10 protein-coding genes are annotated in these 13,882 nt (G+C 43.1%); all 10 read right to left on the bottom strand.

The features are described from left to right. Positions 1-8: 8 nt before the first annotated feature. Positions 9-827, bottom strand: coding sequence for an HAD-IIB family hydrolase (locus C7384_RS02560; protein ID WP_089938270.1), 819 nt, complete (start codon positions 825-827; stop codon positions 9-11). Positions 828-871: 44 nt separating this feature from the next. Further along, positions 872-2,338, bottom strand: coding sequence for a signal recognition particle protein (gene ffh, locus C7384_RS02565; RefSeq protein WP_089938268.1), 1,467 nt, complete (start codon positions 2,336-2,338; stop codon positions 872-874). A 37-nt stretch (positions 2,339-2,375) separates the two neighbouring features. Continuing rightward, positions 2,376-2,717, bottom strand: a complete 342-nt coding sequence (gene ylxM, locus C7384_RS02570) for a YlxM family DNA-binding protein (protein ID WP_089938266.1) — start codon at positions 2,715-2,717, stop codon at positions 2,376-2,378. A gap of 2 nt (positions 2,718-2,719) precedes the next feature. Further along, a complete protein-coding gene (gene ftsY, locus C7384_RS02575; protein ID WP_089938263.1) occupies positions 2,720-4,216 on the bottom strand; it encodes a signal recognition particle-docking protein FtsY in 1,497 nt (498 codons plus the stop codon). A 24-nt stretch (positions 4,217-4,240) separates the two neighbouring features. Next, positions 4,241-7,792, bottom strand: a complete 3,552-nt coding sequence (gene smc / locus C7384_RS02580) for a chromosome segregation protein SMC (protein ID WP_089938261.1) — start codon at positions 7,790-7,792, stop codon at positions 4,241-4,243. Positions 7,793-7,795: 3 nt separating this feature from the next. After that, a complete protein-coding gene (gene rnc, locus C7384_RS02585; RefSeq protein WP_089938259.1) occupies positions 7,796-8,500 on the bottom strand; it encodes a ribonuclease III in 705 nt (234 codons plus the stop codon). A gap of 85 nt (positions 8,501-8,585) precedes the next feature. After that, positions 8,586-9,962 (bottom strand): phosphoglucosamine mutase, encoded by a 1,377-nt coding sequence (gene glmM, locus C7384_RS02590; RefSeq protein WP_089938258.1) that lies wholly within the window; start codon positions 9,960-9,962, stop codon positions 8,586-8,588. A 45-nt stretch (positions 9,963-10,007) separates the two neighbouring features. Then, on the bottom strand, positions 10,008-10,955 hold the full coding sequence (locus C7384_RS02595; RefSeq protein WP_089938256.1) for a CdaR family protein: 948 nt from the start codon (positions 10,953-10,955) through the stop codon (positions 10,008-10,010). Continuing rightward, the gene (cdaA, locus tag C7384_RS02600) at positions 10,952-11,773 is read right to left on the bottom strand and encodes a diadenylate cyclase CdaA (protein WP_089938255.1); all 822 of its coding nucleotides are present in this window, start codon (positions 11,771-11,773) and stop codon (positions 10,952-10,954) included. Before cdaA ends, C7384_RS02595 begins: the two co-directional genes overlap by 4 nt. A 3-nt stretch (positions 11,774-11,776) precedes the next feature. Continuing rightward, complete coding sequence (locus C7384_RS02605) at positions 11,777-13,882, bottom strand: cation:proton antiporter (protein WP_089938253.1); 2,106 nt, start codon at positions 13,880-13,882, stop codon at positions 11,777-11,779.

The following is a 13,882-nucleotide window of genomic DNA, read 5'->3' on the forward strand; positions in this document are numbered from 1 at the left end:
TACTCTTTTCAATTAGATTCAGACAATTGGGCCACAATCGTCTTTAAGACCCCGTCATGATTATTATCAGCCAGAGCTTGCGGATAACCCTTTTCTAGTAATAAAGGATCACTATTAGGCATGGCAATTGGTTGACCGACATAATTTAACATTTCAGCATCATTTAAACCATCACCAAAGGCCATCATTTCTTGGGAATTAATTTGCCAAATTTCAGCCAATTTTGCCAAGGCCGCTCCCTTGTTAACTTCACTATTAACAATATCAACTGAGCCATAGCCTGACGTGGTTACGTGGACTTGCTTGCCTAATAAATGCCGGACATCGGCCATGAAAACATGTTCTTTAACCGGAATTTCAATCGTTATTTTAGCAATCGGTTGCTTAATTTCGGCCACATCATCAATGACTTTTAAATTTTGAAAATAGCCCCGGGCGGTAGTTAAACTATTACCAATCTGGGCCTGATCGGCTAGCATGTATGATTCACTTTGTCCGGTGAAAACCATCCCCATCCGAATGTCATGCCGGTAAGTATGGGCCAATTGACCTAGGGGCGCAAATACCTGAGCTGGGATGGCGGCCACTGCTTGTAACTGTCCATCCACAATAATCTGGGCACCATTATTAGCAATTAATTGGTACTGTCCTAAAAAATTTTTAAAGTAGCGCGCGACCTTGTCGGGATGATTGCCCGTTGCAATCACAAACTGAATGCCCTGCTCTTTTAATGTTTTTAAAACTTGGGTAAAGAGTGCTTCATCAAAATGCTTATCATCATGTAAAAAAGTTGCATCTAAATCAGTTGCAATTAATTTTATTGCCATTTATATCCACCATTATTATCAATCCAATAACTAGCTAATATGAATTAACGCTTACCACGCTTTTTCTTCAACTTTTTCATACGACGGGCTGCTTGTTTCATGGCAAAACCTTGAACCTTTTGACCAAAGTTACCACTTGGCATACCGCCCCCCATCATGGCGCCCATATCCATGCCAGTGCCGCCCATCATTTTCTCCAAACCACCAAAATTACCATTGGTAGCTTGGTTCATCATCTTACGCATCTGATCAAATTGCTTAATCATCCGGTTAACTTCAACAATTGGCCGTCCTGCTCCAGCAGCTAGGCGTCGCCGGCGGGAAGGATTAATCAACTCTGGATCTTCACGTTCGGCAGGCGTCATTGATTGAACGATGGCTTCTAGATGCTTGAACTGCTTTTCGTCCAAATTCAAATTAGCCAAAGCCGGATTATTAGCCATACCGGGAATCATTTTTAACAAATCTTCCATCGGTCCCATGTTTTGAACCTGTTGCAACTGAGCCACAAAATCGTTGAAGTCAAAGGTATTTTGCCGCATCTTTTCTAGTTGAGAAGCTTGTTGCTTTTCATCGACTTCACGTTGCGTTTTTTCAATCAGGGTTAGGATATCACCCATTCCCAAAATTCGAGAAGCCATCCGGTCGGGATAAAAGACATCTAAGTCAGTTGGCTTTTCACCTTGACCGACAAATTTAATTGGCTTACCAGTCACATCTCGAATTGAGAGGGCCGCTCCACCACGGGTATCGCCATCAAGCTTGGTCAAAACGACTCCGGTAATATCCAAGGCATCCGCAAAACCTTGAGCCGTTTCAGTGGCGTTTTGACCAGTCATGGCATCAACCGTTAGCAAGATTTCATCTGGATGCGCAATGACTTCAATATCCTTTAATTCTTGCATCAAAGTTTGGTCAATTTGCAAACGTCCGGCCGTATCAATGAAGACGTAATCATTTTTATCTTGAGCTGCTTTAGCCAAACCAGCTTTAACAATTTCACGTGGATCAACATCGGTTCCCATTGAAAAAACTGGAATTTCCAAATCGCGACCTAAAATTTCCAACTGATCAATGGCCGCTGGCCGGTAAACATCGGCAGCAATTAGCAATGGCCGAGCGTGGTCTTCCCGCTTTAATTTATAAGCTAGTTTAGCAACCGTAGTCGTTTTACCGGCTCCTTGTAATCCAGCCATCATGATGACAGTTGGAATTTTATCAGATTTATTAAGCGGCACCGCCTCTTCGCCCATTGTTGCTGTTAATTCATCATTAACAATCTTAACGATTTGCTGAGCGGCATTTAAGCCAGACATTATGTCGGCTCCTTTGGCCTTTTGACGCACGTTGTTAACAAACTTCTTTACGGTTGTGTAGTTAACATCGGCTTCCAACAGGGCCAATCGAATTTCACGCATGGTCGCCTGAAGATCTTCATCGTTAATCCGACCACGACCGGTCAAATTTTTCATCGCCTTGGAAAGGCGTTCAGTTAAATTTTCAAAAGCCATAAACTGTTTATAATTGGGCGAACCAATTATTTCCTTTCTAATTAATCTCTTGATTACGTAAGCGTTCTACTAAAAGTCTTAACTGCTGGTCTTGTTGATAGTGCTGCTGTACATATTCCGCTAAATCAGCTTCTAGTCGCTGCCGGGATTGAAAATCACAGTACAGGTGTAAGGCCTGTTCGTAATGTTCCAACTGCTCTACTGTTCGTTTTAAATTATCAGAAATTGCCTGACGGCTGACATTTTCAGCCTTAGCAATTTCGATAATCGAATAGTCATCTTCAAAATAATCTCGGAGGTACTCCGCCTGTTTGGTTGTCAGCAAGGCGCCATAACAATCAAAGAGCGCATTGACTTTCGTCTTTTTGGCTAAATCCATCATTACTCCGTTATCAGATCTTTGAACAGACCATAAATAAATTCTTCTGAGTTAAAGACCCGCAAATCGCTGGCTTTTTCACCAAAGCCAATCCACTTAACTGGTAAATGCATCTGGCTTCGAATTGCAAAAACGATCCCACCCTTAGCGGTACCATCAACCTTAGTTAAGACAATGCCAGTTACATCGGAAGAATCTTTGAACAGCTTCGCCTGTTGCAAGGCATTTTGTCCCGTTGTAGCGTCTAGGACTAGCAAAACTTCTTGCGGCGCTGCTGGTAATTCACGTTGAATAATTCGCTTCATCTTTGCTAATTCTTGCATTAAATTAACATTGTTTTGCAAACGCCCCGCCGTATCAACCAATAATATATCATAATTTTCATGCTTGGCGCGCTGTAAGCCTTCATAGACCACCGAAGCTGGATCAGCCTTTTCTTTACCGGCTACGACCGGCACTTGGCTGCGTTGCCCCCATTCCTGGAGCTGCTTAGTGGCACCAGCACGGAAAGTATCTGCAGCAGCTAGTAGGACTGAGCGCCCTTCTTGACGAAAACGGTCGGCCATTTTACCAATCGTGGTTGTCTTTCCGACACCGTTAACTCCAACCATCAAAATCACAGTCGGCTCGCCAGCGGGGGCAAAGTGCATCTGACTGTCTTCATTCAGACCATCAGCTTCATATAATTCGACCATCTTTTGAATGATAACGGCCTGAACATCTTCCTTACGCTTAGCATTTTGGAGCTTAACTTCTTCCCGTAATTCATCGCTAATTCGCAAAGCTAGGTCAAAACCAACATCAGCGCCAATTAAAGTTTCTTCTAAATCTTCAAAGAAGTTTTCATCTACTGAACGGAAATTAGACAAAAAGCGGTTAAATCGGTCAGCAAAGCCGGAACGACTTTTCTTCAAACCACGATCATAAACGACTTGATCAGCATCTTCTGCGGCTAATTCTGAGTTAGGCTGGCTGATTGCTGCAGTCGAACTAGAGTCTGACTGACTCTGCTCTGCCATTAATTGATATTCAGATTGGCTGTCCTCAACTGCTACCTTCGATGCCAATTCCGACTGGCTGTGAGCTAGGACTGAATTAGATTCAGATTGGCTAACGAATAGCGTTGACTGAGATTCAGACTGACTAGCCTCATCAACAGTTGAATGCTGACTTACTAAGGTCTCTGCTTGATCACTTTGACTGTCCTCATTGACCATTGGCCGTTCAGTCACAATCGGTGTAACCGAACTAGGTTGGCTAGCAGGCGTCTGATTATCCAAGGCTGCCTGCCAGATGGCCGCCTCACTATCAGTAACCAACTCAACTTTTTCATTCAATGGGCGTTGTAAAGTACTCTGAGAGGCTGGTTCAGTAGTTGAAGTTGACTGACTTGTACTTACAGGGACAACTGACTCCGAACTACTTGCACTAGCCGTTTGTGACTGTCCTTGCTCATTTTCAATTTTTTTCTTCTTACGGAAAATATCAAATAGTCCCATAAATTAACCTCTTCTAGACTTATTTTATTGGTGAATCTGGTCCAAATCAACGGCCACCATTTTGGAAACACCGGCTTCTTGCATGGTCACACCGTACAAAATATTGGCGTTAGCCATGGTACCCTTTCGGTGGGTAATCGTTATAAACTGGGTACTTCCGCCAAAGCTCTTGAGATAATGGGCAAAACGATCAACGTTAGCTTCATCTAAAGCCGCCTCAGCTTCGTCTAGCACCACAAACGGAACCGGTCGAACTTGTAAAATGGCAAACAGTAAAGAAATCGCTGTGAGGGCTTTTTCGCCACCGGAAAGTAGACTCATATGCTGGAACTTTTTCCCTGGTGGCTGAGCGGTAATATCAATCCCAGTTGTCAATAACTCCTTTGGGTCGGTTAGGCTAATTTTGGCCTGACCCCCGCCAAAAATCTGTTTAAAGACCACTTCAAAATGCTGGGCAACCGTTTCAAAGGTAGCTTTAAAGCGGCTTTCAACCTCATGATCCATCTCACTAATTGTCGCTTTTAATGTTGCCTGGGCACTTTGTAAATCATCACGTTGCTGGGTCAAAAAATCATATCGTTCTTGGATGCTTTGATATTCGTCAATTGCCCCAATGTTGACTGATCCTAATTGATTTAGGGCACTTTTTAACCTGTGTAACTGCTCCTTGAGCTGCCCCAACGATTGCTTGGTTTGGTAGACAGTTAAATCTTGGTTAGCTTGAATACCATATTGACTAAGTAAATCACTGGTTAAACCATCCTGATACCGTTGGGTTTGTTTTAAGGCTAGATCCATTTGACTAAGCTGACTCATTTTTTGATTAAGTTGGTCTTGTTGCTGGCTTAATTGCTCTTCTACATGCTTAAGCTGCTTTAAAAGTTGTGTCCAATCGTCTTGCTTAATTTGGATTGCTGCTTGAACCTGTTCGAGTTCTTGTTGAATTGCTGCTAATTCAGCCTCAACTTGAAGGGCATTTTGACTGTGATTAACAGCCGTTTCAAGTTGCGCCTGCCGTTGTTGTAACGCCGTTTGATCTTCCTGAAGCTGACTTAGTTCAGCTTGCAAGCGCTGACTGTCACTTTGAGCGCTTTCTAAACGCGTTTGCACGGCCACCAATTCATTTTGATACTGGTTACGCTGTTGATTAACCCCTTCTAAATCTTGATTTAATTGGGCTAACTGTTGGTTGAGCTTTTCAGTAGCTACTTCCTGCTCAGCTTGCTGGGCCTGAGCATTCTGCCAATCGGTTTGACTAACTTGAATTTGCTCTGCTAACTGACTTTGTTGCTCTTTTAAATTAGCTAGTTCTTGTTCTAGCCCGTGCACCAGGCGCTGATGTTGTTGGCAGGCGTCTTCTTTGCGGCTTAATTCATAGTCAGTCTGATTGACCTGATTTTCTTGCTCTTGTTGTTCTTGTTTAGCATCAGCTAAGGTCTGTTGGGCCTGGATGCCGGCTTGTTGACAGGCATCTCGTTGAGCAGTTAATTGTTCAAATTTATCCTGCTCATTTTCTAAAGATTGGGTTAATTCCTGAAGTTGAGCCTGACGGCTTAAAAGCGTATGTCCCTGCCGTTGATTCGCTCCTCCAGTAATAGAACCACCAGCATTGACTAGCTGTCCATCCAAGGATACGACCCGAAAACGATGCTGTCCCTTTTGCGCAATCTTAGTCGCTGCATCCAAATTTTCAGCTACAACCGTCGTCCCTAGCAAGGATGATTTAATATTATCCATCCCGCTTGGCATAGTCACCAAATCAGCGGCCAAACCCACAAAACCATCTAACTGACTAACTACTTGTAAATCACGAATTTGACGACTCCGAATTGTGTCTAAGGGTAAAATCGTAACCCGCCCCAGTCGTTTTTGGGTCAAATAACGAACGATTTGTTTGGCTGTTCCCGTTGAATCAACCACAATTTGCTGTAGGGCGCCGCCTAATACCGTTTCAACCGCTAAGGTATAAGGGCTAGGAACCGTCATTAATTCGGCCACAACACCCTTAATTCCGGTAAATTGTTGGCGAACTTTAGGGGCCATTAAGTTTCGAACCCCTTGATAAAAACCAGCATAATCATCCAAGGCTTTCATCGCTTCATAACGACTCTGCTTGGTTTCTAATTGACGCTGAGCCCATCGCCATTGATCAGTTAGCGTTTGATATTTTTTTTGCAGGTCTTGTAAAGTTTGGGTTAATTGCTGAATTTTTTCATCCCAATTTTGCCGAGGTCCTTCTGGCTGGTTAGGATGGTTGGCCTGATATTGTGCCAAGGCTGTTTGGGCCTGATTTAACTGGTCTTGGGCAACTTTAATATCTTTGCTCTGCTGATTAATTTGATGATCAAGTTGGGTTTGATTTTTAACCTGATAATTATAGGTATTATGTAAATTAGCTACATTTTGTAGCGTTTGAATATAAGTATGCCGATGATTTTCAAGTTGTCTTTCTAAATCTTTAAGACGATTAGCGCCATAAGCTTGATCAATTTCGGTAATTTTAGCACTAAGGGTCGTTTTTTGTTCCTGCCAAACTGAGATTTGCTGCTGTAAAGCCTTTAAATCAGCTTGTTTGCTTTGCAGCGTTTGGCTAAGGTGCTGAGCTTGACTGCTTAGTTGCTGATTTTCCCGCTCCAAGCTGCCTAACTTCTGTTCCGCTAACTGCTGGCTAGCAATTAGGCGCTCTTTTTGTTGCGTACCAGCCACCAGCTTGGTTTGGAGACTATCTCGCTCTTGTTGTAGATTTACTTGCTCCTGGCGACTATTTTCCAACTCAGCTTGACGCTTCGCTAACTGACCTTTGGCCTTTTCAAGGTCTTGGTTTTGCTGACTTAAGTCGGCTTGCCGTTGTTGCAATTGCTCATTAACCTGACTTAATTCCAGGCACAATCGTTGCTGATCTAGTTGTTCATACTCTTCGCGCTGCTTTAAGTACTGATGGGCGACCGTGGCTTGTTTTTCCAACGGTTCCAACTGGTTTTGTACCTCGGTAATAATATCGTAGAGCCGATCTAAATTCAGTTGCGTTTGGGCTAAATCCTGCTGCGCTTTATGTTTATTTTGCTTATATTTATAAACGCCGGCCACTTCTTCGATGATACCGCGGCGATCTTCGGGCTTAGCATTAAAAATACTTTCAACCCGGCCCTGGGAAATGATTGAAAAACCTTCCCGACCTAGACCAGTATCCATAAATAATTCATGAATATCACGTAGGCGACAATCACTACCATTGAGCTGGTAAACACTTTCCCCCGTCCGATATAGACGCCGGGTAATCCGAATTTCAGTGTAATCGGACTTAACGTAGTGATCACTGTTATCAAAGGTAATTGCTACTTCAGCGCGATTAAGTCCCCGGCGTTTTTTAGTCCCCGCAAAAATGACATCACTCATTTTATTACCACGCAGGTCCTTGGCACTTTGTTCCCCCATGACCCAGCGAATGGCTTCAATGATATTAGACTTACCAGATCCGTTGGGGCCAACAATACCGGTCATCCCCGGCATAAAATCAATTACAGTTTTATCGGCAAAAGATTTAAATCCACTAATTTCTAGCGTTTTTAACTTCATAGACTACTTCTTATTATCTAATTCCTGAAGGGCCAAACGAGCAGCCGCTTTTTCAGCGTCTTTAATCGACCGACCACTTCCTTGGGCTAACTCCTGACCATCCACGGAAACACTGACTTCAAAGCGTTGGATATGATCTGGTAGTACTTCTTCCTTAAGGGTTACATACTCAATTGCAACAGCACCTTTAACTTGAAGCCGTTCTTGTAAACGACTTTTAAAATCAATAAATTGATCAAAGAAGTTATCATCAATCGCAGCAAATAAAGTCTTTTCTAATAATTGACGTAATACTTGACTGCCTTGATCCAAATACAAGGCCCCGATAAAGGCCTCCCAAATATCTTCCAAGAGGCTATCACGGTTACGGGCGCCATTCATCTCTTCACCTTTACCCAGACGAATGCCTTCATCAAGGTGAATCACGCGGGCAAAATGAGCAAACGAGCGCGTTTGAACCATTGTAATTCGCATTTCAGTCAGCTGACCTTCATGCCAATTAGGATAGCGCTTAAATAGGTATTCAGTCACGGCCTCTTGCATCACCGCATCCCCCAAAAACTCCAAGCGTTGGTAATCACGACCATGCTCTTGCGGATGTTCGTTAAGATAATTCCGTTGGGTAAGGGCCTCTTGCAATAAGTCTTGATTCTTAAAGGCAATCTGATAGTTCTTCCACAAAAATTCTTTGAAACTAGCCTGTGACACGTTAAATTCCTTTCAAAACTGATTTACGACTATTATACCAAATATTAAAAGTAGCTTAACCATTATAAAAAAGGACTGATTCTTATCAGTCCTCATTTGGCTGGGCTTGTTCTTCCACAACCTTAACAATATCTTCGACATAGCGGTCAACTAATTCAACCGTTGGTGCTTCAGCCATGACCCGTAATAGTGATTCCGTTCCCGAAGGTCGAACCAAAACTCGGCCATCACCGGCCATCGTTTCTTCCACAGCCTTAATCTCAGCTTGAATAGCAGGATTATCTAACATTTCAGCCTTGTTTTCAACCGGTACGTTAACCAGTTTTTGGGGATAAAGGGTCACTTCAGCGGCCAATTCAGACAACTTCTTACCACTTTCCTTCATCACAAAGAGCAGCTGTAAGGCCGTTAAGAGGCCATCCCCAGTCTTGGCCCAATCTCTAAAAATAATGTGACCAGACTGTTCCCCACCGAGGTTGTAATCATCAGCAATCATTTTTTCCATGACGTAACGATCACCAACGGCAGTTTGGACGCTTTCAATCCCATTTTGAGCCAAGGCCTTATAAAAACCAATGTTACTCATCACAGTCGAAACGACCGTACTATGCTTGAGCAATCCCTGTTCATTCAAGAACTTAGCAGTGATAAACATTATTTTATCACCATCAACAATCTGACCAGTCTCATCGACAGCAATCAAACGATCACCATCACCATCAAAGGCCAAACCAGCATCATAGTCACCTTCAGCGACCATTTCAGCCAGCGCTTGTGGATGAGTAGAGCCCACCTGATCATTGATATTTAACCCATCCGGCTTGGTCCCCATCGTATTAAAATCAAGATCCAAATCGGCACACAAGCGCGGAATCAAGAAACTGGTGGCGCCATTGGCACCATCCAAAGCTACATGTAAACCACTTAGATTAGTAGGAATGGTTTTTTCCAAAAAGGCTAAGTACTTCTGTGCTCCTTCAGGATAATTATTCACTACGCCTAACCCAGTAGCGGTTGGCCGAGGCAACTGGTCTTGGTCGGCGTCCAGCAACTTTTCGATTTCGTATTCCAACTCATCGGATAACTTGAAACCATCATTACCAAAGAACTTGATGCCATTATCACGGGCTGGATTATGGGAAGCGGTAATTTGAATCCCAGCATCGGCCTGCAGACTTTCCACCAAGTAAGCTACGGCTGGCGTCGTAATAACGCCTAATCGTAAAACATCCACACCAACGGATAGTAAACCAGAAATAATGGATTCTTCCAACATTTCCCCCGAAATTCGAGTGTCGCGACCAACAATCACGACTGGCTTTTTAGTAACGTCATCGTTGTGACGAGTTAAAACCGCGCCACCCGTACGACCCAAACGAAAGGCTAATTCAGGACTCAGGGTCTGATTAGCAACGCCACGGACACCATCCGTACCAAAATACTTCAACTTAAAATCTGTCATGAAATTTCTACTCCCAACTGGCAAATTTAAAATTACCAGTTCTCCTTATTTAGGTGTAACTGTCACCTCAACTGTTGATTCACTGTAACGATTAATCCCTTGTTGCTTGGGTAAATCGACATGTAACGTTGTTTTTTCAGTAATCTGGCTTAAATCAACTGGCACCTTAATTTGATCAACATTAGACAAAGTATCGCTAGCACCATAAATTGTGACCGTCTTTGCGCCTAAAGTAATACTAAAATTATTGGCATCGCCATCGCTAGGATCAGCTACCAAATCAACCTTCTTGCTGGCATCGCTATTATTAACTGTTAGATTAATTTCAGCCGTTCGATTACTCAATTGAACTTCTACCAGCGTGCCATTCCGATCATAGGCCACTAATTTCACGGTTTGGTTCACGTTCGTCTTGGTATCTTTGGCTAGTTCAACCTCAGCCGTGACATGGTCAACGGCATCCACGTTTGATTTTGGTCCCGATACGGTAACCGTTTTAGGATTAATGACACTATTAACAACCGAATAGCCCTGGGCCAACTTACTGTCGTCATAGTTGATCTTTATTTTACGTTTTTCAGAGGTTTTCTTAGCAATCGTAACATTAACCGTCTGCGGGCTAACTGTTGATGTTAGCGCCGAATTAACTCCTTTAACGGCCAATTTTACTGTGTGCTGCCCCACACCCAAATCGCGTAAATCAGCAACGGCCTGAATGTCATTATGACTTTGCGTCGTAGTCACTAAGGCCGCTGGTCCATGGACTGCCAAACTTACCGAGGTCGGTGCGCCCACCACAACGTATTCGTCATTATTATATTGCAGATTAAGCGGAACTGTTAGATTTATTTTTTTCTCGGGCAAAATTGAAGTAAATTCATTATTACCATTACGACTAGCTGATTGGGTACTCAATACATAGGCTGAGAGTAAAACAGCTAGAAACAACGAAAAAATCAGGTTTAAAATCTTTGAATTCGTCCATTTATTCATTGACCAAACCTCCCCAAAAATTTACGATGCCAAGGCTGTTTAGCCGCTGCCTCCGTAGTAATAAACTGCTTTTCAAAGAAGTTCGTATATGTTTCTGAATTCATATTACGTAACATCTCGCCATTTTGCGTAATTGTAATCTCACCAGTCTCTTCAGAAACCACAATTGTCAAGGCGTCGGTGGCCTCAGAAATTCCCACTGCTGCCCGGTGACGAGTGCCCAATTCTTTAGGAATACGGGTACTCTCTGATAGTGGTAAGTAGGCTGCAGCAACGGCGATTCGACCATTATTAATAATCACGGCCCCATCATGCAAGGGTGTATTTGGAATAAAAATATTAACCAGTAATTGTCCACTGACATCGGCATCTAAAGCGATCCCAGTTTTAATATATTCTTCCAGACTTTCCTTACGATTAATGGTAATTAAAGCCCCAATCCGCCGTTTAGACATATACTGCAAGGCCATATCCAAAGATTGAATTAATTCATGAGCTTGCGCATTATCTAAGTGCCGTCGCCGAACGGTCATCCGCCGCCCCAAGCTTTCCAATCCCCGCCGAATTTCTTGTTGGAAAATAACCACCAGCGCAATTGGTGCCCAGGTGATTAATTGATCCATCAACCAAGAAACCGTGGTCAAACCGGTATACCAACTGATGACCTTGATTAAAATGATGGCCCCGATGCCTAACAAAATTTGCAGGGCCCGCGTTCCCTCGACAAAGGTAATTACCTTATAAAGTAAGAACCAAATAATGAGAATATCTAGCAAATGAACTAGATTATTACCAGTTACATATGACAAAAAATCCATCTTCTACTCCTCATTGCGACCGACCAAGGCCTTTGTTTCTGCATAGTTAATGAATTGGCGCAAGTTAATACTGGTTTGTCGGTTAATCCGACCCTGTTCGTACAACTGCTGGGTCATATCACGTTCAGCATTTAAAGCCTTCAATTCCAATTCCAAACGCCAACGATCGTCTAAATCTCGTTGAGAAATCGAATCGCTGTGCTTAGCCTGCTCAATTTGATAACGATAAACAACAATCAAATTATAGGCTGACTGACGGTAAATTCGCTGACTAACCGTATCTCCCACTTGTTCACTAGCTAAATTAGATAAACATTTAATAGCGGCCTTAGACATTTCCCGCACTACTAAATCACTTTCTTCTCTAACTTTATCACTTGATTGGCCGGACAACCAAACATGAATAGCTACTCGGGCTTTATGTAATAGTGGCTTAAGTCCACGTTGGGCACGATAACGGTGGTGGCTTTCCAAGCTATCAGCTACCTGATCCAAATGACGGGCTTGAATGGAATAGGTCATTGGTGAGATTTGTTCACTAACTAATAACTGTTGTAAGGCATCCCGCTCAGCCTGGACAGCACTGTCTAGTAATTCTTGCTCCTGTTCGGAAATTAAATCATACTGGTTGGAATCATCGCCAATTTCTTGACGTAATTGGCGAATTGTTTTTTGGCGTCGAGTGACCAGTTCAAAGATAATCCGCCGGTTTTCATCATTTTGTAAATCACGTAACTGTTGAATACCAATCCGTACAATCCAAATTCGCGCCTGAACTTCATCTAATTGTTCGCTTTTCTTATCCGTTGAATCATCGTCGCTATCAATTTCTACGTCCATTTCCGGCTGCGTGAAATCGTGGCGGGTTTTTTGCTTGGTCACAATTGGCAACATGATTGAAGCCACTAACAAACTCAAAATAACCACCATTGCTGCTAAGAAAATCACCAAATCCCGACCTGGAAAAACCTGGCCACTAGCGGTCACAGTTGGAATGGTTAGCACCGCGGCCATGGTAACCGCTCCACGAACGCCGGTTAAACCAGAAATAATGGCAGTACGAAACGAAGGAATCGCACTATGATGGCGCCAATAATGTCCCCATTGAATACCATAGGCCCAGAGGGAACGAAGGCTAAAGATAATCAACCACACCATGAAACCATAATAAATCGCCGTAAAGTTGTGAATTTGATTACTTTCAAAAATATTATGGGTCGCAGACGGTAGGATAATCCCCAATAAAACAAAAATCAACCCGTTTAGTAAGTAGACCCACACTTCCCAAATATGAACCGACATAATTGAAGCTTCCGAGGATTGGAGGCCTTGATGCCGATCGTTAAGCAATTTAGCTACAATACCAGCAGTCACCACAGCAATTAAGCCCGATGAATGGATCGGCACTTCGGCATCCCAATATACAATAAAGGGAATTAACAAGGTGATCACCGTGTAAAAAACAATATCATTGAGACCAAAACGGGCAATCGAATCACGCACCCACACGATTAGGGCGCCGACTAAGCCACCGACGATGACGCCGGCAATTGTCATCCAGGCAAAATTAATCAAGGCATCGCCAATCATAAAACTACCAACAACTGTCGCTTTAACCGCCGTATTAAAGCTAACCAGGCCAGTCGCATCGTTAACTAAACTCTCACCGGTCACCACGTGCATGACGTTTTCGGGTAATTTTACTCGTTTGGCAATGGCCTGGACGGCCACTGGATCAGTCGGAGAAATCACCGCCGCCAAGGCCAAGGCGACTGGAATTGGCAACTGCGGTACCACAATATGTATTAAAAAGCCACCAACCAGTGTAGTAATCAACACCAGCAAAATGGCATTTCCTAAAATCGGTCCCCGGAGCTCCCAAAGTTCTCTTTTGGGAAAGCGCCAAGCATCATTAAATAGCAAGGGCGCCACGAAAAGTAGCATAAACCAATGACTATCAACTTTAATATCAACCCCTGCCACCAGCGCTAAGGCTAAACCAATTAAAATTTGAAATAGACTGATTGGTATGAAAGGAATGAAGTGCGAAATAATATTTGAAACAGTAACGCCAATCACTAATACAATGATCAGTTCAATAATTCCCAT

The organism is Convivina intestini (genome assembly GCF_003096575.1).
Taxonomy (GTDB): Bacteria; Bacillota; Bacilli; order Lactobacillales; family Lactobacillaceae; genus Convivina; species Convivina intestini.

Coding starts and splice junctions, on each gene's coding strand:
- C7384_RS02560 (WP_089938270.1), bottom strand. CDS start 827: ATGGCAATAAAATTAATTGCAACTGATTTAGATGCAACTTTTTTACAT.
- ffh (WP_089938268.1), bottom strand. CDS start 2,338: ATGGCTTTTGAAAATTTAACTGAACGCCTTTCCAAGGCGATGAAAAAT.
- ylxM (WP_089938266.1), bottom strand. CDS start 2,717: ATGGATTTAGCCAAAAAGACGAAAGTCAATGCGCTCTTTGATTGTTAT.
- ftsY (WP_089938263.1), bottom strand. CDS start 4,216: ATGGGACTATTTGATATTTTCCGTAAGAAGAAAAAAATTGAAAATGAG.
- smc (WP_089938261.1), bottom strand. CDS start 7,792: ATGAAGTTAAAAACGCTAGAAATTAGTGGATTTAAATCTTTTGCCGAT.
- glmM (WP_089938258.1), bottom strand. CDS start 9,962: ATGACAGATTTTAAGTTGAAGTATTTTGGTACGGATGGTGTCCGTGGC.
- C7384_RS02595 (WP_089938256.1), bottom strand. CDS start 10,955: ATGAATAAATGGACGAATTCAAAGATTTTAAACCTGATTTTTTCGTTG.
- cdaA (WP_089938255.1), bottom strand. CDS start 11,773: ATGGATTTTTTGTCATATGTAACTGGTAATAATCTAGTTCATTTGCTA.
- C7384_RS02605 (WP_089938253.1), bottom strand. CDS start 13,882: ATGGGAATTATTGAACTGATCATTGTATTAGTGATTGGCGTTACTGTT.